We start from the raw sequence: 24,805 nt of genomic DNA, 5'->3' as shown, positions 1-24,805 counted from the left end.
AATGGGCAATAAAAATATTAGATATGTACACGAGGAAATTGTACATAATTTTAAAGCAGCTAATGAAGTAGTTCCTTTTATTGTAAATTTATTAGATCCTAAATCTGTTGTTGATGTTGGTTGTGGAATTGGCACATGGCTGAAAGTTTTTAGGGATAATGGGATAAATGATATTTTAGGGGTAGATGGTGACTATGTTGATAAAAAATTACTGAAGATAAGTGTAGAAAACTTTATTGATTTTGATTTAGAAAAGTTATATAAATCAGAAAAAAAATATGATTTAGCAATTTCTTTAGAAGTTGCTGAACATTTAAGTTTTGAATCTTCAGATATATTTGTAAAAACTTTATGTGATTTAAGTGATACCATTATTTTTTCGGCTGCTATTCCTGATCAAGGAGGACAAAATCATATTAACGAGCAAGAGCCTAAATATTGGATTGAAAAATTTGAAAATGAAGGGTTTAGACTTTTTGATATTTTAAGACCTGTTTTTTGGGATAACCAAAACGTTGATTCATGGTATAGGCAAAATATGCTTTTGTTTACAAAGAATGTAGATTTAAAAGCAAAGTTAAATTCTTTAGAAAGTTTTACAGGCAAGCATCTGGTTCATCCAGTTTTATCAAAAGGGAAGGACGGTAGTTTAATCCATTATAAAAATCAATTGGAAAGAATTAATTCGGGAAATAAAGATGTTAGATTCTATTTGAATTTATTATTAAAAGTATTAAAAAGAAAGTTTAGATAATATTTCTCACATGGTTGATTTTAAATTTCCTAAAATAACAGTTTTAATGCCAGTCTACAACTGTGAATTGTACATCAAGGAGGCGGTTGATAGTATTTTGAGTCAAACTTTTGATGATTTTGAATTTTTGATTATTGATGATGCATCAACTGATAAAACTGTTGGTATTATTAAAACATATAATGATTCAAGAATCAAATTAATTGAAAAAATAGTAAATACGGGTTACACAAATAGTTTGAATTATGGTTTAACCATTGCTCATGGAGAGTATATTGCTCGAATGGATGGGGATGATATTAGCTTACCTACACGTTTTGAAAAGCAAGTTAATTTTCTTGATGCTAATACTGAAGTAGTGGTTTGTGGAACGCTATACAGCATAATTGGGAGTGGTAAAGTTGTTAAATATCCTGAAGCTCATGAACAAATTAAATTGGGAATGTTAAAAGAAAATTGTATTGTACATCCTTCAGTAATGATGAGAAAACAGCTGTTAGATGAGTTTTCTATTATTTATGATATTACAAAAGAACCCGCTGAAGATTATGATATGTGGGTACAATTAATTTCACTAGGGAAATTTTATAATATACAAGAGGCATTGTTAAATTATAGATTTCATGAATTTCAGGTTTCGGTAAAGCGGACAGACCAACAAAAAAAAGTAGCTATAGATACTAGGTTAAAGTTATTAATTGGCAGATGTGACGGGATAAAATTAGAGGAAGAAGAAGTTTTGAGAAAAATTTTAGCGAATGAGTTGTTATATGATTTTAACGAAATAGAAATATTTAATAAAGCAAAACAGAAGATAATTAAATCCAATGCACTATTTTTTTTCGAACCCAATGAACTTCATAAATATTTTTTTCAATTGGAAAAAAAAATTGTTAAAAACTATTTTTTGAGTAGAAAAAAATTCACGCATAGGGTTTATCTTGATTATTTTAAAATTAAAGAAAATTTAGCTTATAAAATTTCTGTAAAAGATGAAATTAAATTATTGGTCAAATCTTTTATTTATTGGAAAATTAAAGAAATTAGTTAAGTCATAGCTTTTTTTAATAAGCACTAATATGAAATTAAAAAAAATTTGTTTTGTAACCGATGAATACGACCATCCTGATTTTCATGCAACAGGAGGAATCGGCACATTCATAAAAAATTTAGCTTATCAATTAACTGAGAGGGGGTACGAAGTTCATATATTTACGTATTTATATGAACCTGGTAGAGAAAGTTTGATAATCGATAATGGAATAAAGATTCATACTATTAGTAGGGTTAATTTTTTAACTGAAAATCTAAAAAGATTAATTCATAAACTATCATTTTTAAAATCTAAAAGAAAATTGATAGATGCTTTTATTTACAAAGTTTCTTTCACTGTGCAATTGTATCTGTTTTCATTTAAAAATAAATTTGATTTATACGAGTTTAATGATTATTTAGGAGATTCTTGTTTTTTTTTCAAAAAGAATGTTGTTATTCGATGCCATGGCAATGCAAAAACATTACATGAGCATATGGGGTATCCTAGGAGTGATATTCCTGTTTTTTTTGAAAAAATTGCTTTCAAATTTCATAAAAACATCGTTTGTGTTTCCGAATATTGTAAAGATACAATTAGCGAATCATTTGATTTAAAAGTGAAGCCTCAAGTAATTTATAACTCTGTAAAGTCAGACTATTCTTTAATTGAGGATTTAGAAAGAGAAAATCGTATCACGAAGTCAATTTTTTTCTTCGGTTCGTTGCGAGAACGTAAAGGATTAAAAATTGCTTGTTTAGTGGTTAATAGACTTATTGAAAAATTTCCCGAAGTGAGTTTTCATATTATAGGGAAAAATGAAGCAAATAATTATGAAAATATCTGCCTGAATTTACTAAGTTCACAAGCTCAATTAAGGACTAAATATTATGGAGCAATGGAGCAATCTGAGGCTTTAAGAAATTTAAAAAATGCGCATGTCGTAATCTTTCCTTCGTTTGGAGAGAATTTTTCTTTAGCCCTATTAGAAACTATGGCGTTAGGTAAAATAGTCGTGACTTCAAATATTCCGTCTTTTAATGAGGTAATTGTGGATAATGAAAATGGTTTTCTTGCTAATTCTGAAGATGAATATGTACAATCTATACAGGAAATTTTTCTAGGGAAAAAAAATATTAATATTGAGCAGATTGAGATAAATGCATATAATACAATTGTTAATAATTTTGACAATAGGATATTAGTCAATGAGAATATAAAGTATTACGAAAGTATTTTGAATTGATAATTAATTTTTACGAATACCTTTTTAAATGATTAATCATGTTTCTGTAATTGTACCATGTTACAATCAAGCACAGTATTTAGATGAATGCTTGCAATCAGTCTTGGATCAAACCTATTTTGATTGGGAATGTATCATTGTCAATGATGGTAGTTCTGACCATACCGAAGCAATTGCCCAAAAATGGATTGCAAATGATACTCGGTTTAAATATGTTTACAAAGAAAATGGAGGTTTAAGTAGTGCCAGAAATGCAGGATTAAAAGTAATTAAAGGAGATTATATTCAGTTCTTAGATGCAGATGATATTTTGGATGTTAATAAATTGGAATTATCATTAGCAGAATGTGAAAAGGTTATTAATAGCAAAAGTAAAGTAGTGATTTCTAATTTTAGAATGTTTACTACTGATAAGAATTCATCAACAAATCCATTTTGTGAATTGAAACAAGAGTATTTTACTTTTAAAGAATTACTTTTTGGTTGGGATTATGAATTTAGTATTCCAATACACTGTGGTTTTTTTCAAAAAAGTCTTTTAGATGGTTTTAAATTTCCGGAAGAATTAAAAGCTAAAGAAGATTGGATAATGTGGTTAAGTATTTTTAAAAGAGAACCCTATGTTTTTTTTATAGATTCTACTTTAGCTTTTTATAGAATTCATGAATATAGTATGACAAAGGATTTAAAGCTTATGGAAGCTAATTCTTTGAGGGTAATAAAATGTATAAGAGAGGTTGTTTCGGAAAAATATTTTATTGATTATTTATGCTTTGTTTTAGAAAAAAAATATTCTGAAGTTATTGATCTTAGTTTGAAAATTTCGAAGATAGAGAATTCAAGAGGTTTTAAAATATTGAAAAAAATAAAAGAAACGAGTGTTATTAGATTTATTTTTAGTAATTCTAAATAAGAAAATTACAAGTATAATTAGCCAATATAAATTGTTTTTTGAAGAGGTATTGGTACTCTTGAACAGTCAAATTAATAAGTATAATGAGGTTAAATGAGAGATTTTAGTTTAATGTACTGATAAGAATTGAATAATTAATTTAGAAGTGTTTTTGGTAAATTGAGTGATAATTATCAAAAGATAATACAACTTAATTTTTTGTTTTTTTTAATTGTATAATGGGTTTAGGAAAGCAGTTTTGTTTATCTTTTTTTAATTTAAGGGAGTTTATATTAATTTAGAATATCGATTTAATGAAGTTTTTAGTTTCTATTATAATTCCCTGTTTTAATCAAGCCCAATATTTAGATGAGGCTTTACAATCCGTTTTGGATCAAACTTATGAAAATTGGGAGTGTATTATTGTCAATGATGGTAGTCCCGATAATACTGAAGCTATTGCCCAAAAATGGGTGAGAAAAGATAGCCGATTTATTTATTTATATAAAAAAAATGGAGGGGTCAGTAGTTCTAGGAATTTAGCGCTAGAAATGGTTAAGGGTGATTATATACAGTTTCTAGATTCTGATGACTTCTTGAATAAAGAAAAATTGGAATTATCATTGAATTTGATTAATGAAGGTCATGAAAATGATATAAAAATTATTGTTTCCGATTTCAGGAGGTTTATAAACAATCCTAATAAGACTTTAAATCCGTATTGTAATTTGAATAGTGAGTTATTGAATTTCGAGAGTTTGCTTTATTCATGGAACGCCACTTTTTCCATACCAATTCATTGTGGATTTTTCAAGGCTTCTCTATTCGAAAATATTAGATTTCCAGAAAACATGACAGCGCATGAAGATTGGATTGTTTGGGTTTCTATTTTTAAAACTGGTAGCAAAGCTCTTTTTTTAGATAAGATTTTGGCTCTTTATAGAATGAATCCTTCTAGCAGAGTGATGACCAAAAGTTTGTATGAAGATCAGATAAAAGCTTGTGAGTATTTTAAACATTATTTATCAGAGCAAGAATTTTATAAACTTTCAATGCTCTTAATTTCCAGATATTATAAATCAAATGATGATTTGAAATGCAGATTAAAAGCTACTAAAAATTCAAATAGCTATCAAACAGGTTTGATGATAAAAAAAATTTTAAAGACATTTGGTGTTTTGAAACTATCCAAAAGTTTATTTCCTATTATTTTAAAATTAAAATCTAAATAGGTTAATCCTTTTTTGCTTATGCTCGCTATAGTTATCCCATATTACAAACTCATATTTTTTGATGCAACCTTGCAATCGTTAGCCTATCAAACGGATAAACGTTTCAAGGTGTATATTGGTGATGATGCTAGTTCTGAAAATCCAACAGATTTATTAAATAAATATAAAGGAAAGTTTGATTTTGTTTATCATCGTTTTGAGAGTAATTTAGGGGGGGGGTCACTTATAAGACAATGGGAGCGTTGTATTGCTTTATCGAGTAATGAAGAGTGGATAATGATCTTGGGAGATGATGATATTTTGGGGAATAATCTGGTTGAGTCATTTTATAATCAATATAAAGAATTCAATGAGCTATGTAATGTTGTAAGGTTTGCATCTGTTGTATTAAATGAGCAAGATTATACTATTTCAGAAATCTATGAGCATCCCAGATTAGAAAAAGGAATAGATTTTTTTATCAGAAAATTAAAATGGGAAACAAGAAGTTCTTTGTCTGAATATTTTTTTAAAAGAGAAGTATATTTAAAATATCATTTCAAAGAATATCCTTCTGGCTTTTATAGTGATGATAGAGCTTGGATTGATTTCTCGGAGGATAAACCTATTTATACTATAAATGAGTCGGTTGTTACTATACGAATCTCAGATTCTAGTCTGTCAGGGACTGCAGATAAAGATATTCTTAAACAAGCAGAATATCTTTATTTGAAATATTTTTACGAAAATAAGTTGTCTTCTTTATTAAAGAAAAATAGACTTTTTGTTTTGAAAAAGATTGAGTTTTATTATTATTTTAGTCATACTGTCAATTTTAAGTCTTGGTTTTATTTATATACAAAGTATTGGAGTAATTTTGATATTCGTGAATTGTATAGGTTTCACAAAAGAATATTATTGAAGATATTAAAGAATTAATCTAAAAAAACAGAAGATGAAAAAAATACTCTTTATTATTCATGAAGCATCAGAAACAGGAGCGCCACTTGTAATCAATAATTTATTGAATACTAGCTATTCTAAGGGAAATAAGTGTTTCGTTTTGAGTATTTATGGAGGTAAAATAGAGGATAATTTAAGAAATAATGCACAGGTTTCTGTTCTTTATGTAAAGGGACAAAGCAATGGTTTTTTTCATAAAGTAATTAGGAAGTTTTTTAAGCCTAAAAATGATTATCTTAAAAAATTAGATAGCGGTTTTTTTGATTTGGTTTATATAAATAGCATAGCTAGTTTGACCAGATTGCCTTCATTGAAGTTTTTAAAAAAAAGCAAAACCGTTTTGCATATTCATGAAGGGCCAGTTCTTATAAGAAATTTAGATGCTGAAGTTTTACTTCAGAAAGAAATTAATAATTTTTCAAAATTGATTTTTGTTTCGGATTTTGTAAAAGAGGCAATAATTTCAGAACATAGGATTGATTCGTCAAAATTTGAAGTCATTCCTCCCGTAATTAGAGAGTTAAATAATTTCAATTCTGAATCAAATTTTTTAAAACTGGCTGAAAATTCATTTGTTGTTTGTTCTTCAGGTTCAATGAATCATACCAAAGGAGTTGATGTTTTTTTGCAGATAGCTAAAAATGTGATAAATAAAGCCAATGTAAATAGACCAATTTATTTTATATGGATTGGTACAAATGGCAGTGCTGAAATAAGAAACCATTTACTAGCTGACATAAAGAAAATGTGCCTTGAAGATAATGTGAAGATTTTACCTAATACGGAAGCTATTATTAGCTATTTTAATGAATCAGATGTTTTTTTATTGTCATCAAGAGAAGAATCGTATTCAATGGTTGCTATGGAAAATGCAATGTTAGGTAATCCTGTTGTTTGTTTTGATAAAGGTAACGGTACTAAGGAATTTATAAATAATGAAAATGGAGCTGTAGTGCCTTATTTAGATATTCAGGAAGCAGCAACAGCAATTTTGGAAATGTATGATAATCCTGCAGTTTTGAAACGAAAATCAGCGGCAATGAAAAAAAGTGCACTTGAGTTTTCAGCGGATAATGGTGCTGTAAGAATTTTCAATCTAATAGAAGAAGTTATATATGAGCGATAATAATTTAAAAATTTTAACTATTATAATAACGTATAATGGTAGTAAATGGATTAAAAAGTGCATTGACTCTTTACAAATTTCAACTATTTCTACAGCTATTTTTGTAGTTGATAATGCTAGCTCAGACGACACTGTTTCCATATTAGAAACCTTTAAAGATATTAAAATATATAGAAGTTCCGAAAATTTAGGGTTTGGGCAAGCCAATAATTTAGGTCTCAAATATGCATTAGATAATAAATATAATTATGTTTTTTTATTAAATCAAGATACCTGGATTGAAAAAAATACTATAGAGGTTTTATCAGTAGTTGCAGAAAAGAATAAGGAGTATGGTATTATATCTCCAATGCATTATTTTTCTGACGAAAAATCGCTGGAATATTTTTTTAGTACTAGAATTTCACCTCAATATTGCAAAGATATTCTTTCTGATTTTGTCATTAAAGGAGTTGAAAAAATGGAGGATATTTATCCATTAAATTTTATTAATGCAGCTTGCTGGTTAATTCCTCGAAAAACATTAGAGATTGTTGGCGGTTTCGATCCTATTTTTTTTCATTACGGAGAGGATAATAATTACTGCGATCGCGTTAATTATCATAATATGCAAGTAGGTATTGTGCCTGCTGTTAAAATTTATCATGATTGCTATAATGCAAATAACAAAAAGGAACAAGACATTAAGGAGCAACTGAGAAAATTTGAGTTAGATGCTAAAACAATCTATGCCAATATTAATTTAGATGTTAGCAAACGAGATATATTAGCTTTAGCATTTAAAAAACTTTTGTTTAGCTTATTGTTTATATTTCGTTTTAAATTTTTAGAGGCTAGAAAGTATTGGTTGTCAGCTAAAATAATATTTAAAAATTGTAACAAGATAATTGAAAGTAGAAGTAGGAATTTTATTCCAGGAGAAAACTATTTGATTAATGAAAATAAAAGTTAAGATTATAAAAAAAATATTTAAATTAATAACAATAGTTTATGCATATCGTAATCGAGATCTTAAAAGAATTAATACTTTTAAATGTCTATAAAGAAAATTAATATATTTAATAGAATCATATATTGGAATGAAATATTAATGGAAGTATCAATACTCATCGTAACTAAAAATAGACCCGATGAACTGGAAATCACATTAAACAAACTATTTGGTTTGCTTGATTTGTCTATTCACGAAGTTTTGGTTTTTATTGATGGGTGCAAAAAAACGGAAGTTTTAATTGCAAAATATCCATGGGTGCACTGGGAGAATTCAGCAATTAGTATTAGTGCTTCTCCGGCAAGAAATAAGTTGTATAAAAAAGCAAAAGGCAAAATTTTTATAGGATTAGACGATGATGCACATCCCCTGAATACCAACTTTATCACAATTTCGGAAAAACTTTTTAAAGAACTCCCCAAAGTTGGTATTCTTGCTTTTGAAGAAATAAAAGGTATTTTTAATTCTGATACCGATGTTTTGACTCTCAAGCAAGATGTTTTACAAGAGTATTTGTGTAGTGAATTCGTAGGTTGTGGTTTTGCTATTCGGAAAGATGTTTATGAGATAACTAATGGATTTCCCGTTTGGGTAGATATATATGGGGAAGAATCTTGCTTGTCAATGGAAGTACTGGCAAAAGGGTACGACATTCTTTATACTAATAGGATTACGGTAAATCATAGGATCAATAGAGCACAGCGAATGCAAACTAGAAGGAATTATTATAGATTCGGGAAACAATTAAAGAATACGACCTTTTATTATTTGGTTTATTATCCTTTTCCTTTATTTAAAATTGCAAAGTTATTTTGGCATAATTTCAAAAAGTATGCTTGTAGTGATTGGAAATATTTTAAAACTTATTTTAAAGCTTTGTTTGCCATAGTATTATTTTTGCCACGATTAATCCCATATAGAAATCCCATTGATGCCATAACTTTGGAAAAAATCAGTCAATTGCCCAATCCCAAATTTTAAAAATATTTTTAGTTTTTTACTAAAATGAAACAATCATTTTAAAAAGAACCAAATTAGTATATTTGGGTTCCAATTAAACAATCATGAAATGAAAAAAATAGGTATAATTCCGCTTCGTAAAGATTCCAAAGGAATTCCTGGGAAAAACAAAAAGAAAATGGTGGGGCGTCCCTTATTTTCATGGATACTTACTGAAGCTCTGTTTTCTGATTTGGATGTCGTTTATGTGTTTACTAACGATACTGAAATTATTGACTTTATAGAGAGAGAATATCATTGGACAACAAAGGTAAAGGCGATGCTCCGAAACGAAGAAAATGCCAATGATACTGCTTCAACCGAAAGTACGATGCTAGAGTTTTCTGAGAAAATCAATCATGAGTATGATATTTTGTGTTTGCTTCAAGCTACTTCCCCGTTAACATTGGCAACGGATATTAATAATGGATTGGAGAAAATCAGTAAAGAGAAGTATGATGCTTCATTGAGTGTAGTAAAAACGCATCGTTTTACTTGGAACGGAAACGGTACTCCTCAAAATTACGATGTGTTTAACAGGCCCAGAAGACAAGATTTTGAAGGATTGTTGATAGAAAATGGAGCGGTGTACTGTACTACAAAAGACAGCTTTCTTAAATCAAAAAATAGGGTGAGCGGAAACATTGGATTAGTCGAAATGCCAGAAGAAACCCTGATGGAAATAGACAGCCTTTCCGATTGGCAAATTGTAGAAAATCTATTGATGGAACGACAAAAATCGATGAAAAGCAATCAAAGAATCCAATACTTGGTTCTGGATGTGGACGGTGTTTTTACCGATGGAGGTATTTATTATAATGAAGAGGGAGAATTTGCCAAAAAGTTTGACATGCGAGACGGCATGGGATTGGAGATTTTAAGGCAAAATAATGTGGAAGTAGTGGTGCTGACTTCAGAAAATTCTAAACTGGTTGCACAACGTATGAAAAAACTTCAAATTCAAGATGCGTTTTTAGGGGTTAAGGATAAATATGCTTTTTTAAAACACTTTCTTGTGACTAAAAATAGTAGTTTTGAAGCCGTTGCTTATGTAGGGGATGATGTCAATGATTTGGCTAATATTTGTAGTTCGGGCTGGTCTTTTGCTCCAGCAAATGCAACCCCCATAGTGAAGTTAAATGCTGATTTTGTGCTTGGTGCTGCTTCAGGTGCAGGAGCGATTAGAGAAGTTTGTGAAACGATATTAAAGTATAATAAAAGATATGACTGAGTTTAAAAAGCCTTATGTAATTGCTGAAATTGGCTGCAATCACAAAGGAGATATAGCAATAGCAAAAGAACTGATAAAAATTGCTAAGATATTTTGTAATGTTGATGCGGTTAAGTTTCAAAAACGTAATAATAAAGAATTATTGACCGAAGCGCAATATAATGCGCCACATCCTAACACCAATAACTCTTATGGGGATACGTATGGTGCGCATAGGGAGTTTTTAGAATTTGATGTGAATCAACATCAAGAATTAAAGGATTATTGTGAGGAAATAGATATCGTTTATGCTACATCGGTTTGGGATACCACCTCGGCCAAGGAAATAGCTTCGCTTAATCCAGAATTTATTAAGATTCCTTCTGCTTGTAACAACAACTATGAAATGTTGGGATGGTTGTGCGCTAATTATAAAGGAGAAATTCATATTTCGACCGGGATGACCACTAAAGACGAAACAACTGATTTAGTAGCTTTTTTTGTGTCCAAAGGCAGAAATAAAGATTTAGTATTGTACAATTGTACCTCAGGTTATCCGGTTCCCTTTGAAGATGTCTGTTTATTAGATATTAATTTGCTCAAGCAAAAATATGGTGACACCGTAAAACATATTGGGTTTTCCGGGCATCATTTAGGCATAGCTGTAGATGTTGCAGCTTACACTTTGGGAGCCAATATCATCGAAAGACATTATACCATAGACAGGACTTGGAAAGGAACCGATCATGCTGCCTCATTAGAGCCTATGGGTTTGCGAAAACTAGCACGGGACTTAAACGCGGTCCATAGTGCTTTGACTTTTAAATTAATGGATATTTTGCCTATCGAGCAAGTACAAAGAGATAAGTTGAAGAATAGGAAAGGATAAGTCAAGTTATTTTGTCATTGCTTCGCCAGTTTGGGCGTAGCTCTTTTGTCCGAGGCAGGAGGAATCACATAATGAAGTAAATAGTATTAAAAGTCTAAGTTATGTATGAATTAAATGAAGGTTATCATACCTGCTACATTTATATTATTACGAATAGTTACAGAAGTACTTTTTATATTGGAATGACTAATAATTTGACAGAGCGATTGCAGCAACATCATCAGAATATAGTGGAAGCGAATAAAGCATTTGCGGCAAAATACAATTTGGTATGAAAAATTCACTTGGGTACAGCAGGCAATTCTTAGAGAAAAAGAGTTGAAAGGCTGGAGGAGAAGTAAGAAATTAGAATTGATTCGTTCTTTTAATTCTGATTTTGAATCTTTAAATTCTCGTTTTGTCAAAGAAGAAGATAATGTGATTCCTCCTACGTCGGAATGACACAAGGAAAAGTTTTTTTATCATCGTCCATTTTTTACTTTCAACAAAAAAGCAGTGTTTGTTTTTGTCATTGCTTCGCCAGTTATAGCTCTCTTGTCCGACATAGGAGGAATCACATGGAGTATATCATCGGGAACAGCTGGGGTATATTTTCACAAATTGAAGTTCTAATACTTAAAACTCCTTTTTTTTTCTCAAATTTGCCCTATAATGCTGTAGGAATAACATAATGCAAATTGGTGGGAAATGACTATAGGATATAAATATTCGAAATCATAATTACTACAATAGACGGATACTAAATTTATGAGTAAAAAAATATTTGTTTTTTTTCCCGATGGAGTGGGGTTGCGCAATTTTGCCTTTACACAATTTAAAGCATTGGGAGAGCAAAAAGGATACGAAATTGTATATTGGAATAATACTGTTTTTTCTCTAAAAGCAGCACTGGGTTATGATGAGGTTAAAATAGAAAATCATAGTATCCATCGCTTTACCCCAATCTATTCCCGAATTAGAAAACACATCGAACTTAATGTTTCTCAAAAGAAGTTCAATGATGATGTGTATCCGACCTATAAATTCCCTTTTAGCTGCAACGGAATAAAAAATACGGTAATAACGCTCTATACGAAGTTCTTAATAGGGTTTAATTCTTCTGAAAAAGGGATTGTCCGCATCCGTAAACGAATTAATAGTTTAGAACGGTCAACTGGAAAATACCAGTATTGTAAGGCACAGTTACAAGAGCATCAACCGGATTTGGTTTTTTGTACTACACAACGTGCTACGCAATCCATAAGCGCTTTATTGGCAGCCAAAGATTTAGGAATTCCTACCGTGGCTTTTGTATATTCCTGGGACAATGTGCCTAAGGCTATGCAAGTGGTGGAAACGGATTACTATTTTGTTTGGAGTGATTTAATGAAATCAGAAGTTTTAAAATACTACCCATTTGTCAATGAATCTCAAGTTATCGTGACAGGAACTCCTCAATTTGAACCGCATTATGATAAAAGCTTATTAGAAAAGAGAGAAGATTTTTTTGCGCAATATGGTTTAGATACCACTAAGAAATACATTTGCTATTCCGGTGATGATGAGACCACTTCGCCTTTGGATCATTATTATTTAGAAGATTTGGCTCATGTGGTACGAAGCTTAAATGCAAAAGGCAAAAATCTGGGAATTATTTACAGAAAATGTCCCGTTGATACTACAACCAGATATGATGCGGTTCTTGAAGCCAATACAGATATTATTGCTGTTTTAGATCCTATCTGGAAACCCTTGGGGAAGCAGTGGAATGAAATTTTGCCTACCAAAGAAGATTTGGCCATGTTGCACAATGTTTGTGCCCATTCTGAATTGGTGACCAATGTGTGTTCCTCTACTGTTTTTGATTTTCTGGCACAGGATAAATCCTGTATTTATTTCAATTACGAGCAACCCCAATTAAAAAAAGGCATTCGGGATATAGGACAAAATTATAAATACGTTCATTTTAGAAGTATGCCCAGTCAAAATGCAGCTGTGTTTTGTACGGATAAAAAAGATTTAGAACATTTGGTAAACCAAATCCTAGAAGGAAAATTATCGAATGTTCCAGACGGGAAAAAGTGGTATGAAATTGTGGCTGGTACAACTCCAACACAAGCTTCAGAGACTATTTGGTCTGCAATTGAAAATTGTATAAAAAAGTAGTATGTTTTTTAACTCCTTATCCTTCGCCCTTTTTCTACCCGCAGTATTTCTATTGTATTGGTTTGTTTTTAATAAAAACAAAAGCACTCAAAACCTGATTTTGATTCTAGCCAGTTATTATTTTTATTCCTGTTGGGATTGGCGTTTTTTGTTTCTGTTGGTTTTCTCCACTTTTTTGGATTATTATACCGGAATTCGAATTGAAAAGGCCAAGACTGTAACAGGTCGAAAATTTTGGTTTTGGTTGAGCATCGGTATAAATCTTGGTTTCCTGGGGATTTTTAAATATTATAATTTTTTTGTGGATTCTTTCTCCCAGTTATTGAATGGGTTTGGATTGCAAACCAGCCCCTTATTACTAAATGTGGTTTTGCCAGTAGGGATATCCTTCTATACCTTTCATGGTTTATCGTATGTTATTGATATTTACTTAAAAAGAATCAAGGCTGAATATAACTTCGTGGATTATTCCTTGTTTGTCAGTTATTTTCCATTGCTGGTCGCTGGACCCATAGAGAGAGCCACCCACTTGTTGCCACAAGTAAAAGTGAAACGCAGTTTTGATTTCGAAAAAGCTAAGGAAGGAATATATCAATTTGTTTGGGGATTGGTTAAAAAAGTGGTGATAGCCGATACCTGTGCGACCTATGCCAATGCTATTTTTGATAATTATGAATCCATGAATTCCCTGTCGTTGTTGTTGGGAGCAGTTTATTTTGCCTTTCAGATTTATGGTGATTTTTCAGGATATTCGGATATGGCATTGGGAATGTCAAAATTATTTGGTATCGATTTGTTACGCAATTTTAATTATCCCTATTTCTCTCGTGATATTGCTGAGTTTTGGCGTCGTTGGCACATTTCGCTGTCGTCCTGGTTCCGAGATTATCTGTACATCCCTTTGGGAGGAAGCAGTGGTGGAATGGCGATGAAAATCCGCAATACCTTTGTGATTTTTTTGGTCAGTGGTTTTTGGCATGGCGCCAATTGGACTTTTATTGCCTGGGGTTTCATCAATGCGTTGTATTTTTTACCGTTGTTGCTTCTCAAAAAAAACAGGTCTAATATGGAAACGGTTTCTTTGTATTGGAATTGGAGCTCCTTGAGAATAATTTTAAGCATGATTAGTACTTTTGCATTAACCTGTTTGGCTTGGGTATTTTTCAGGGCAAAATCGATAGAAGATGCTTTTGATTATATTGGACGTATTTTTACCAATCAAAGTTTTTTACCGCAGTATTTGGAAAATGAACGGTACAGTTATGAAATCATAATTCTGATAGTGGCTTTTATCTTGGTCGAATGGAATAGCCGAACTCAAGTGGAACCGATTTCAGGAAGATACAGTACCTTAAAACTAGCTTTAAGCATTGCAGCAATTATGGCGCTGGGAACCTATTCAGATTATAAAGAATTTATATATTTTCAGTTTTAAGGAGCAATTTTCGTTTTACCCCAGCCCTAAAGGGAGCCGAAAATTTTTAAATAAGTAGGATTATTTTGAATTAAAACTATTTTATAAGTTTATGGATAAGAATCCTCTTAAATCAGATGATATGTGGAAAGGAGCATCTCCACAGATTTTTTCAAATGCTAAAGAATTAAGAGAAAATTCAACAGAAGCTGAAGAAAAGCTGTGGTTAGCGGTAAGAAATAATCAGATAGAGGGATGTAAATTTAGGAGACAACATCCTCTTAGTATCTATGTTGCTGATTTTTATTGTCATGCCCTAAAGTTAGTAATTGAGATAGATGGAGGATATCATCTTGACGAGGAACAACGGCTTTTAGATGAAAAAAGAACAAGTGATATCGAATTTCAAGGATTAAAAGTAATTCGATTCACAAATGAGGAAATAATGTTGAAGTTGCCGGAAGTTATAGATAAAATTAAAACGGTTATTAAGATAGTATCGTAAATTTTCGTTTTTCCCAATCCTAAAGGAGCCAAAAATATAGAACAGTCTTTTAGTGTTGCGGCATAAATAATAATTAGAATGAATTCATAAATATAAAAGAGAATAAAATTACCATGAAGCAGTTTTTAATTTTTACAGTCAAAACCCTCTTGCTGCTGTTTTTACTGTTAGTCGTATTGGATTTTCTTTATACGACTGTTTATTTGCAGTCTTCGAATAGAGGAAAAATAGAGTATGTTTACAACTCAGAAGCCCGAAATTATGATGTAGTGATTTTAGGTTCTTCCAGAGCGAATAATCATTTTGTTGCTCCACTATTTGAAGAGAAGGGATTGAAAACCTTTAATTACGGGATGAGTGGAGGCCATTTATTTGAAGCGGCTCTCCTGTTGAAATTAATGGTAGCGCGTAAATACAACATAAAAAATGTAATACTCGAAGCTGATTTAAATTTGTCTAATGCCCATAGGGACGATGGTGTTTCTGCCAGATTTATGCCTTATATTTATGATTCGAAAATAATAAAAGATCATTTTTCCGGAGAAGAAGACTTTAAATCCTTGTATTATATTCCTTTTTATCGGTATGTGGCATTTGACTCTAAAATAGGGCTCAGGGAACTGTATAAAACAGTAACAAAAGAGCCCACTGCTTATTTAGCGCATTTAGGCTATTATCCTTTAAAGAAGAAAAAAGGAAACATGAAAAATGATATACGCGCTTTGAAGCCACTTCAAAACAAGTATTATGAAGAAATTAAGCAAATTTGTGCAGCCAATAATATCCATTTTATTGCAGTGATGACGCCCATGTGTACCAATACAAAAGGATTGGATTATTTTGAAAAAGTAAAACAAATTTATCCCGAAATTCATAATTATGAATCCATAGTAGAAGAGGATCAGTATTTTTCGTCCTGTGGGCACATGAATGATGAAGGGGCAAGAAAATTTACAGCAATTATTTTAAATGATTTTTTTAATAAGTAGAGAATGCATATAGCTTTTTTAACTCCCGAATATCCACATGCTAAAGTAAAGCATGCCGCTGGTTTAGGAACCAGTATAGGAAATCTTGTTTCGGCTTTAGTCAGGCAGGGTGTTTCGGTGACCGTAATTGTGTACGGTCAGGAAAAATCAGAAATTTTTACAGAAAACGGTATCACTTTTCATTTAATTGGCGATAAAAAATACCGTTTTGGTAAATGGTATTTCTACAGAAAGCATATTCAAAAGTATTGCAACAGGATTATAAAGGAAGAAAAAATTGATGTCCTGGAAGCTCCCGATTGGACTGGGATTACCGCCTTTATGAACTTTAGGATTCCATTAGTGATTCGGTTTCATGGCAGCGATACCTATTTCTGCCATCTCGAAAAAAGGAAGCAGAAATTGAAAAATTTTTGGTTCGAAAAACTGGCGGTTCAAAAAGCACAAGGCTACATTGCACCAACCGCCTTTGCGGGGAAACTATCTGCAGCATTGTTTGGGATTCAACCCGAAAAAATAAAAACAATACATCACGGATTGAAATTGGATCAATTTGAAAATGATTCCCCCAATCAATTTGAAAAAGGATTAATAGTATATATTGGAACTATTATTCGAAAAAAAGGAGTTTTGGAACTTCCTGCTATTTTTCATAAAGTGAGAGTAAAATGTCCCAATGCCAGATTGGTGCTTATAGGTTCGGATTCCTCTGATATTGCAACGGGAAAAACGTCTACTTGGGAATTGCTTCAACAAAAAATAACGCCAAACGACATGCCTTCTGTGGCATATTTAGGCAAAATCCCGTATAGCGAAGTGAAAAATTACATTCAAAAAGCGCATCTTTGTGTCTTTCCCACTTTTGCCGAAACATTAGGAATGGTAACTATTGAATCTATGGCGATGCAAAAACCGGTGGTCAACAGTAATATGGGCTGGGCACAGGAACTTATGGTAGATGGTGTAAGTGGTTATTTGGTAGATCCTAAGAATCATGAGGAATCTGCCCAAAAAATGATTCAAATACTTTCGAGCGAAAAATTGGCATCTAAAATGGGAGTAGCCGCCAGAAAACAGGTTCAAAATAAATTTGACATCAATGTAATTGTTAAGGAGAACATGGACTACTACGAAACTATTATTTCAAATTAATGTTAGTTATAGCACATAGCAACTATAAAGTAACGCACGTTACCATCAGTTCAATTGAAAACACGGAGTTTTTAGGTCAAAACATTGGATTTGTTATTCGTGCTATTGCTGAAAAATATCCGAACACAATTGTAGGTTGGTATGATGAGCAAGTTAAAGATTCGGTAAACTTTGAAAAAATACCGGAATTATTGAATTTGAAAAGAAAACTGATAAGCTATAATCCCAGTTCCAATTATTTTTCTCCCAGAATTGGGTATATAGAAGAATCGCCATTTATAAATGTAAATAAAAAGGTTACTTACCCCACTTGGCAAATGAGTAGTTGTGTAGGCGCTATTCATACCGACACTATATTACAATTTGATTTTAATTTTTTTAAGATTCAAAATTTTGATTACACACTCAATAGTATTGCCAAGCATTATCAACCGTTAGGATTGTTTTGCTATTCAGAACCACAATTGCTACACGGTGAAGTAAATTATAAAGCTGTTGAAGCGTCTAATTGCGTTTTGTTTCAGTTTGTGAAGCAGCATTATAAGTTTGTTTGGAAATATCTGTTGTTTTTGAATGTTTTATTAGATGAAAAAAAAATTGTATTGCTTCCTTTTTTAAAATCCTGTTTTATTAGAAAAATAAATTATAATACATTACTACAATTTGAAGAAGGTTTGACTGAAAGAATAGGTCTCAAGAATGAAACCATAGACGTGATAATTCCTACCATTGGAAGAAAAAAATACTTATATGACGTACTTTGCGATTTGCGAAATCAAACCCATTTGCCCAAAAACGTAATACTAGTGGAGCAAAACCCACTGGAAGGGAGTGTGTCAGAATTGAATTTTATTACTGCCGAAAAATGGCCATTTGTAATAAAACACAGTTTTACGCATCAGGCCGGAGCTTGTAATGCAAGGAATGTCGCATTGAATCAAGTTGAAAGTGAATGGGTTTTTCTAGCGGATGATGATATTCGGATCGAGAATAACTTTATTAAGGAAGTGTTTGTATCTATTTCTAATTATAGAACGAAATCAGTCTCAATTAGTTGTTTGCAAAAAGGGAAAGAACAAGTTTTTAAGAATGTTATTCAATGGGGAAGTTTCGGTTCCGGATGTAGCTTTGTTGCGACTGAAGTTTTAAATAATTGTAATTTTAATATGGGTTATGAATTTGGATATGGAGAAGACTCAGATTTTGGGATGCAATTGCGAAATCAAGGTTGTGATGTTTTGTATTTACCTGAACCTGAGATAATTCATTTGAAGGCTCCAATTGGAGGTTTTCGAACAAAACCAATTCTGCAATGGCAAATGGAATCTATACAACCCAAACCATCGCCGACCGTTATGTTGTACATCATTTCGCATAATTCAAAAGAACAACTTAAGGGGTATAAAACCACTTTGTTTTTTAAATATTATAAACATCAGAGGATTAAAAACCCATATGATTATTTTAAAATGTTTCAAAAAAAATGGAATCAAAGTGTTCTATGGGCAAATGAATTAAAAAAGGCATCATGAAATTTTCCTTAATAATTTGCACTTATATGCGTCCAGAACCCTTACTTCAACTGTTGCAATCGGTTCGGGAACAATCGCTATACCCTGACGAGGTTTTGATTGTTGATGGTTCAACCAATAGTGAAACGGAAATGATCTTAAATGAAAATCCATTCCATAATTTAAACTATTTTCTTGTCCCAAAGGAACAACGAGGTCTAACCAAACAGCGAAATTACGGTATTGAACGAATGGGGGATGAAACGGAGATAGTTTGTTTTCTTGACGATGATACCGTTTTAGGGAAAGATTACTTTGAGCAAATAATGAAAACCTACGAAGTTCATCCCGAAGCTTTGGGTGTAGGAGGGTATATCATTAATGAGTCTGAATGTGAATTTGTAGAAGACAATTACCAACCGAAAATTGATGAATATTATTTTGACGGTTGGAAACGAAAAGACGGCAGTCGATTTGTTTTGAGAAAAAAGTTAGGCTTGGATAGCGATTGTCCACCAGGGTATTCGTCTTTGTTTTCGCATGGGAGAAGTGTGGGTTTTTTACCACCCAGCGGTAAAATATATGAGGTCGAAATGCTGATGGGAGGCGTTTCGTCTTTTAGAAAAAAAGTATTTGAAACCATGCAATTTTCCACTTATTTTGAAGGCTATGGCTTGTATGAAGATGCCGATTTTACATTGCGGCTAGCCAAAACAGGCAAGCTATACGTGAATACTGCCGCACAGCTAAATCACTATCACAATCCATCAGGAAGACCCAACCAATACCAATACGGGAAAATGGTGGTGCGAAACGGTTGGTATGTTTGGAGGGTGAAGAACCCTAAGCCTTCCTTTAATGCAAAATTAAAATGGCATTCCATCACGATACTGTTGACAATAATCAGATTTAGCAATACATTTACAACAAGTAAAAGGACAGCAGCCTTTACAGAAGCTATGGGGCGAATGATGGGGTGGTGGAGCTTAATGATTGATAAACCAAAAATAACCCAATGAAAACAACAGAGGCTATTTTAGAAACCAATAAAAAGCAAAAGGAATTTTATAATAACAATAGTAAGCAGAATTTTTTTACCACAATCTGGGCGAAATTCAGAAACGGACTTCTCAATACGATTAGGAAAACCATTGGTATTCAAGACCAAGCCTATCTCTTGCATAAAGAATGGTTTGGTGATTTGTCCAATAAAAAAGTACTTGATTTGGGATGTTATTCAGGGAATTACTGGTCATTGTATCTTGCCGAAAATGCCAAAGGCTACCTGGGTATTGATTTGAGCGATGTGGCCATTGCAAAACTGAACGCAAGGTTGAAACCTTTCCCTCATGCTAAAGCCGAAGCCGTTGATTTCCTTTCCGATGATTTTACAGAGAAAGACTTTGACTTAATTTATGCTTATGGGGTATTGCATCATTTTGAAAACACCAACATTCTAATTGACAAATTGAATGAAAAATTAGCTCCAAAGGGTGAAATAATAAGTTATGATCCGCTGCAAACGAGTTGGCCCATAAAAATCATAAGAACCCTTTACCGTCCTTTTCAATCGGATGCGGCTTGGGAATGGCCATTTACTAAAAAAACATTTTACCAATACCAAAAAGCTTTTACAATCCTTGACAGACGCGGACTTTTAGGAAAATCCAAATGGAATGTATTTGTAGCTTTTTTGCCTATTTCTGAAGAAAAGAAAAAACAAATTGGGCAACAATGGCATCAGCACGATTGGGAAAAATCCAGAACTTCTAATCGAGTTTTATTCCGTTGCATGCATTTGACCATGCTAATGAAAAAGAAATAAAAGTAAGAATTATAACAAAACTTTCTAAATGAACCATAAATCCAAAACAGTCCTGTTTAAATGCCTTGATGTTTTGCCTAAACAATTTGGGTTTTATTTGTACCACAAATTGCAGGAGTTATTTGCCAAGGATACGATTGACTATAAGATCGAATCCACCAGGAAATCATTGGAAACTATTTCAAGAATACTTGACAGAAATGGATTTGAATTAAAAAACAAGCATATAATAGAGTTGGGATCCGGTTGGTTGCCCATACTTCCTTATTTGTTAAAGTATGATTCCAATGCCAATAGGGTTGACACTTATGATATTAACAAGCATTATAAGTTGTCTGAAATTGTAAAATTGAATGTGCTGTTTTCAAAAAAGTACGGAGTTCCATCAAGTGCCTTTGAAGGTGTTTTTCAATTGCCAAAGGACATACGCTATTTTCCGTATACCGACATTTGTAATGGCAATTTTATAAATGCAGATCTGGTGGTGTCCCGATTTGTATTAGAACATATACCTCTAGAAAGTATCATTAAAATTCATGAAACATTCAGAAAAAAATTAAAGAGCGGGAGTTATATAGTACATCTAATTTCACCAAGTGATCATAGAGCTTACTCGGATGACAGTATTTCTCTGTATGATTTCCTTAAATACAGCAATGAGGAATGGGACAGGATTCAAACGAAATTCGATTATCACAACAGACTTCGATTACCTCAGTACCTGCAACTTTTTGAAAAAGATTTTGAAATTGTTTCTCTTGAATTTGATAGCTGTAAAGAGGGAAGCGAGCAGCATAGAAAATTCAAGAAATTAAAGATTAACGAATTATATAAAAATTATTCTGATGAGGAATTAACCGCCGGAAGCATTGCTGTTTTATTAAAGGTTAGGTAATAATGCGAATCGGAATAAGGTGGAATTGCTTTCTCTAACTGTTATACCGTTTATAATTACAAATACGTCCGACATTTTTATATCGCATCGAGCGGAATGTTAATAAGGTTTCGTCAGTTCGTCCCGACGCTTCAGGAAAGTAATAATTTGCGATAGAAAATTTTTACGAACCCCGATAGCTATCGAGGGAGAATCTTTACGTTTTGAAGGCTTCTCGATACAATTTTGAACATTAAAGCTGTCGCATTAATGTTCAAAATCACTCGAAGTGACGATTAAAATAGCTTAACCTTAATGACATTGCGATTGAACTAATAACCAGATTGTTTCATAAATATAAATGGTATTCGTTGAAAATAATATACTTTGATTCAGATTAATAATTAACTTTCCGTAAATTTTTCAAACGAAATCATTTTTCATTTTAACCATAACATGACTTTTTTAATAATCACCCATGTTCCTCATAGCATTGAGCAAAAGAATTATTTTGCTTATGCACCTTATGTGGTCGAAATGAATATTTGGTCTAAGTATGCAGATGAATTGATTTTGGTCGCTCCAATAGCGCATTCTTCCAAAACTTCCATTGATATTGATTATAGACATAAAAAAATTCAATTTGTAGGTGTTGAGCCTATCGATTTATTGGGTCTGAAATCAGTTTTGAGAACGGTTGTAAAACTGCCTAAAATCAGTTGGCAAATTTACAGAGCGATGCAACAAACGGATCATATTCATTTGCGTTGCCCTGGAAATATAGGATTGTTGGGATGTCTGATTCAAATGCTTTTTCCAAATAAACCTAAAACAGCCAAATATGCCGGCAATTGGGATCCAAAATCGAAGCAACCTTGGAGCTATGGGTTACAAAAAAGAATACTAAGCAATACATTGGTGACTCGGAATATTCAGGTGTTGGTGTATGGGGAATGGGAAGGCAGGACTAAAAACATCAAACCCTTTTTTACCGCCACCTATACCGAAGCAGATAAATTGCCATTTATCCAAAAGGATTTAGAGGGAAAAATTAATTTTGTTTTTGTGGGGACTTTGGTCAAAGGGAAAAATCCTTTGTATGCTATACAGTTAGTAGAATCATTGTCAAAAAAAGGACTCGATGTAATGTTACGTTTATTTGGAGATGGAATAGAAAGAAACAAATTAGAAAACTATATTGCAAAAAATAATCTAGAAAAAATCATTTCATTGGAAGGAAATCAAACAAAAGAAATTTTAAAAACAGTCTATCAAAGCAGTCATTTTGTGCTATTGCCTTCGGATAGTGAAGGTTGGCCGAAAGCGATTGCCGAGGGGATGTTTTGGGGTTGTGTTCCCATTGCCACTGCAGTATCTTGTGTGCCTTTCATGTTGGATTATGGAAATAGAGGGGTTTTGTTGGAAATGCATTTAGAAAAAGATGTGGCACAGATAGAAATACTTTTAAGAAGTGAATCTGGTTTTTATGGCAAAAGAGTGAAAGCTTCGGACTGGTCCAGGAATTATACGTTGGATGTTTTTGAAGAAGCGATTAAGGAGTTGTTGGTTTCTAAATGATGAATGTATTATTATTATTATTATTATTATTAACCGATGGGTGTAATTGGTTTTTGATGATAATTTTCGTCAGTTCGAGTGGTTTTCGTCAGATCCCGAAGCTTCGGAGTATCGAGAACTAGAAAATTAGTATTAAAAACAGTTCTCGATACATTTTTTGTTCCGTTTTACTCCACAAAATACACTCGAACTGACGTTTTGAATATTACACCCAACGGGTTATTATTATTATTATTATTATGTGATTAATGAGCGATAGTGAATTGTTACACAATGACACTTTTGTAGTAACGACAGATGATATAAGATTTGTATTAATGATAAACTATGATGGGATTCCTTCTTCATCGGAATGACAAGTTTAGGGGAATGACAAGTTTCCAAGAATAATAAACAAAAAAGAAGATAAAAACAAAAATGCGTATCATTCAAATTATAGATTCCCTTGAGGCTGGTGGTGCCGAACGCATGGCGGTAAGTTATGCCAATGCTTTAGTGCAGTATGTTGAATTCTCCGGATTGGTAGTTAGCCGTAAAGAGGGGGCGCTTGTGAATCAGGTTGACGGGGGCGTTTCGTATTTGTTTTTGAACAGGAAAAAAGTTTTTGATTATAAAGCGCTTCTTATGTTGAGAAATTATGTGAAAGTAAATAAAGTGATGCTTGTTCACGCGCATGGTACCTCATTTTTTATTGCTGTTTTACTTAAAATTATCTATCCTAAAATAAAAATTATTTGGCACGAACATTACGGTGCACGGGTAAATCAATCTAGAATTAATAATGGTATATTGTTTTTTTCTTCTGTTTTTTTTTCTTCTGTTTTCGTTGTCAATCATCAACTAGAGACCTGGGCTAGCAAAAACTTATTGGTTAAAAAAGTGTCGTATATTTCCAATTTTGCAATATTTGAGTTGAATTATCCCAAAACTACTTTTTTAAGTGGAAATAATGGAAAGCGAATTATTTGTTTAGCCAATTTAAAAAATCCAAAAAACCATAGTGTAATACTTTCTGCTTTTAAAGAAATGAAGTTAAATGATTTCGGTTGGAGTTTGCATTTAATTGGAAAAGATTATAATGATAGTTATTCAATTCTTTTAAAAGATTTTATTAGAGAAAATAATTTAGAAAATTCTGTTTTTATTTATGGTTCTAAAAATGATGTTCAACATATTTTGGCACAAGCTACAATAGGAATATTGACATCGACTGCTGAGGGGTTTCCTGTAACCTTATTGGAATATGGATTAGCACAATTGCCTGTTGTCTCTACCAATGTGGGATTTTGTCCATTGATTATTAAGGATGATTTTAGTGGGTTGTTATTTGATCCTTTGAATGATTTACAGATACAGGAACAGCTGCAAAAAATAATTTCAGACAAATTACTAAGCGATAGATTTGGGTTAAATTTGCATGAATTGGTTTTGGAAAATTATTCAAAAGACAGTGTAATTAAGTTGTTATTGTCAAAATATAAAAGTTTATAAAAAACAA

General features: G+C 32.2%; 24 protein-coding genes. All 24 read left to right on the top strand.

The features are described from left to right. The first annotated feature begins 1 nt into the window (after nucleotide 1). Nucleotides 2–754, top strand: a complete 753-nt coding sequence (locus E0I26_RS05020; RefSeq protein WP_165929408.1) for a class I SAM-dependent methyltransferase — start codon at nucleotides 2–4, stop codon at nucleotides 752–754. 10 nt (nucleotides 755–764) lie between these two features. Then, the gene (locus E0I26_RS05015; protein ID WP_131915396.1) at nucleotides 765–1,805 is read left to right on the top strand and encodes a glycosyltransferase family 2 protein; all 1,041 of its coding nucleotides are present in this window, start codon (nucleotides 765–767) and stop codon (nucleotides 1,803–1,805) included. 28 nt (nucleotides 1,806–1,833) lie between these two features. Continuing rightward, nucleotides 1,834–3,033, top strand: a complete 1,200-nt coding sequence (locus E0I26_RS05010; protein WP_131915395.1) for a glycosyltransferase family 4 protein — start codon at nucleotides 1,834–1,836, stop codon at nucleotides 3,031–3,033. Between the two features lie 28 nt (nucleotides 3,034–3,061). Further along, nucleotides 3,062–3,946 carry a glycosyltransferase family 2 protein gene (locus E0I26_RS05005; RefSeq protein WP_131915394.1) on the top strand — a complete coding sequence of 295 codons (885 nt, stop codon included), beginning with the start codon at nucleotides 3,062–3,064 and terminating at the stop codon, nucleotides 3,944–3,946. A gap of 293 nt (nucleotides 3,947–4,239) precedes the next feature. Further along, complete coding sequence (locus E0I26_RS05000; protein ID WP_131915393.1) at nucleotides 4,240–5,157, top strand: glycosyltransferase family 2 protein; 918 nt, start codon at nucleotides 4,240–4,242, stop codon at nucleotides 5,155–5,157. Nucleotides 5,158–5,175: 18 nt separating this feature from the next. Further along, a complete protein-coding gene (locus E0I26_RS04995) occupies nucleotides 5,176–6,075 on the top strand; it encodes a glycosyltransferase family 2 protein (protein WP_131915392.1) in 900 nt (299 codons plus the stop codon). 16 nt (nucleotides 6,076–6,091) lie between these two features. Next, on the top strand, nucleotides 6,092–7,225 hold the full coding sequence (locus E0I26_RS04990) for a glycosyltransferase family 4 protein (RefSeq protein ID WP_131915391.1): 1,134 nt from the start codon (nucleotides 6,092–6,094) through the stop codon (nucleotides 7,223–7,225). Continuing rightward, the gene (locus E0I26_RS04985) at nucleotides 7,215–8,177 is read left to right on the top strand and encodes a glycosyltransferase family 2 protein (RefSeq protein ID WP_131915390.1); all 963 of its coding nucleotides are present in this window, start codon (nucleotides 7,215–7,217) and stop codon (nucleotides 8,175–8,177) included. Before E0I26_RS04990 ends, E0I26_RS04985 begins: the two co-directional genes overlap by 11 nt. 138 nt (nucleotides 8,178–8,315) lie before the next feature. Further along, a complete protein-coding gene (locus tag E0I26_RS04980; RefSeq protein WP_131915389.1) occupies nucleotides 8,316–9,197 on the top strand; it encodes a glycosyltransferase family 2 protein in 882 nt (293 codons plus the stop codon). Nucleotides 9,198–9,285: 88 nt separating this feature from the next. After that, entirely contained in the window at nucleotides 9,286–10,446 is a 1,161-nt protein-coding gene (locus E0I26_RS04975) for an acylneuraminate cytidylyltransferase (protein WP_131915388.1), read from the top strand. After that, nucleotides 10,439–11,314, top strand: a complete 876-nt coding sequence (locus E0I26_RS04970; protein ID WP_131915387.1) for an N-acetylneuraminate synthase family protein — start codon at nucleotides 10,439–10,441, stop codon at nucleotides 11,312–11,314. Before E0I26_RS04975 ends, E0I26_RS04970 begins: the two co-directional genes overlap by 8 nt. Nucleotides 11,315–11,415: 101 nt before the next feature. Continuing rightward, nucleotides 11,416–11,589 carry a GIY-YIG nuclease family protein gene (locus E0I26_RS16695; protein ID WP_317126113.1) on the top strand — a complete coding sequence of 58 codons (174 nt, stop codon included), beginning with the start codon at nucleotides 11,416–11,418 and terminating at the stop codon, nucleotides 11,587–11,589. After that, on the top strand, nucleotides 11,564–11,755 hold the full coding sequence (locus E0I26_RS16690; protein ID WP_317126112.1) for a GIY-YIG nuclease family protein: 192 nt from the start codon (nucleotides 11,564–11,566) through the stop codon (nucleotides 11,753–11,755). Before E0I26_RS16695 ends, E0I26_RS16690 begins: the two co-directional genes overlap by 26 nt. Before the next feature lie 306 nt (nucleotides 11,756–12,061). Continuing rightward, on the top strand, nucleotides 12,062–13,459 hold the full coding sequence (locus E0I26_RS04960; protein WP_131915386.1) for a glycosyltransferase family protein: 1,398 nt from the start codon (nucleotides 12,062–12,064) through the stop codon (nucleotides 13,457–13,459). A gap of 1 nt (nucleotide 13,460) precedes the next feature. Continuing rightward, entirely contained in the window at nucleotides 13,461–14,894 is a 1,434-nt protein-coding gene (locus tag E0I26_RS04955; protein ID WP_131915385.1) for an MBOAT family O-acyltransferase, read from the top strand. Nucleotides 14,895–14,985: 91 nt separating this feature from the next. Continuing rightward, complete coding sequence (locus tag E0I26_RS04950; protein ID WP_235831714.1) at nucleotides 14,986–15,378, top strand: endonuclease domain-containing protein; 393 nt, start codon at nucleotides 14,986–14,988, stop codon at nucleotides 15,376–15,378. Between the two features lie 113 nt (nucleotides 15,379–15,491). Further along, nucleotides 15,492–16,367 (top strand): hypothetical protein, encoded by an 876-nt coding sequence (locus tag E0I26_RS04945; protein ID WP_131915384.1) that lies wholly within the window; start codon nucleotides 15,492–15,494, stop codon nucleotides 16,365–16,367. A gap of 3 nt (nucleotides 16,368–16,370) precedes the next feature. Beyond that, on the top strand, nucleotides 16,371–17,519 hold the full coding sequence (locus E0I26_RS04940) for a glycosyltransferase family 4 protein (RefSeq protein ID WP_131915383.1): 1,149 nt from the start codon (nucleotides 16,371–16,373) through the stop codon (nucleotides 17,517–17,519). After that, nucleotides 17,519–19,051: a glycosyltransferase family 2 protein gene (locus tag E0I26_RS04935; RefSeq protein ID WP_131915382.1), complete on the top strand. Its 1,533-nt coding sequence runs from the start codon at nucleotides 17,519–17,521 to the stop codon at nucleotides 19,049–19,051. Before E0I26_RS04940 ends, E0I26_RS04935 begins: the two co-directional genes overlap by 1 nt. Then, nucleotides 19,048–20,049, top strand: coding sequence for a glycosyltransferase family 2 protein (locus E0I26_RS04930; RefSeq protein ID WP_131915381.1), 1,002 nt, complete (start codon nucleotides 19,048–19,050; stop codon nucleotides 20,047–20,049). The genes E0I26_RS04935 and E0I26_RS04930 overlap by 4 nt, the downstream gene beginning before the upstream one ends. Beyond that, on the top strand, nucleotides 20,046–20,855 hold the full coding sequence (locus E0I26_RS04925) for a class I SAM-dependent methyltransferase (protein ID WP_131915380.1): 810 nt from the start codon (nucleotides 20,046–20,048) through the stop codon (nucleotides 20,853–20,855). The genes E0I26_RS04930 and E0I26_RS04925 overlap by 4 nt, the downstream gene beginning before the upstream one ends. A 28-nt stretch (nucleotides 20,856–20,883) precedes the next feature. Further along, the gene (locus tag E0I26_RS04920; protein WP_131915379.1) at nucleotides 20,884–21,750 is read left to right on the top strand and encodes a hypothetical protein; all 867 of its coding nucleotides are present in this window, start codon (nucleotides 20,884–20,886) and stop codon (nucleotides 21,748–21,750) included. Between the two features lie 435 nt (nucleotides 21,751–22,185). Next, nucleotides 22,186–23,307, top strand: a complete 1,122-nt coding sequence (locus tag E0I26_RS04915; protein WP_131915378.1) for a glycosyltransferase family 4 protein — start codon at nucleotides 22,186–22,188, stop codon at nucleotides 23,305–23,307. Between the two features lie 417 nt (nucleotides 23,308–23,724). Continuing rightward, complete coding sequence (locus tag E0I26_RS04910; RefSeq protein ID WP_131915377.1) at nucleotides 23,725–24,798, top strand: glycosyltransferase; 1,074 nt, start codon at nucleotides 23,725–23,727, stop codon at nucleotides 24,796–24,798. Nucleotides 24,799–24,805 lie beyond the last annotated feature (7 nt).

This window comes from Flavobacterium rhamnosiphilum, from assembly GCF_004349195.1.
Classification (GTDB): Bacteria; Bacteroidota; Bacteroidia; order Flavobacteriales; family Flavobacteriaceae; genus Flavobacterium; species Flavobacterium rhamnosiphilum.
This window is presented reverse-complemented; position numbering and strand designations above follow the sequence as displayed.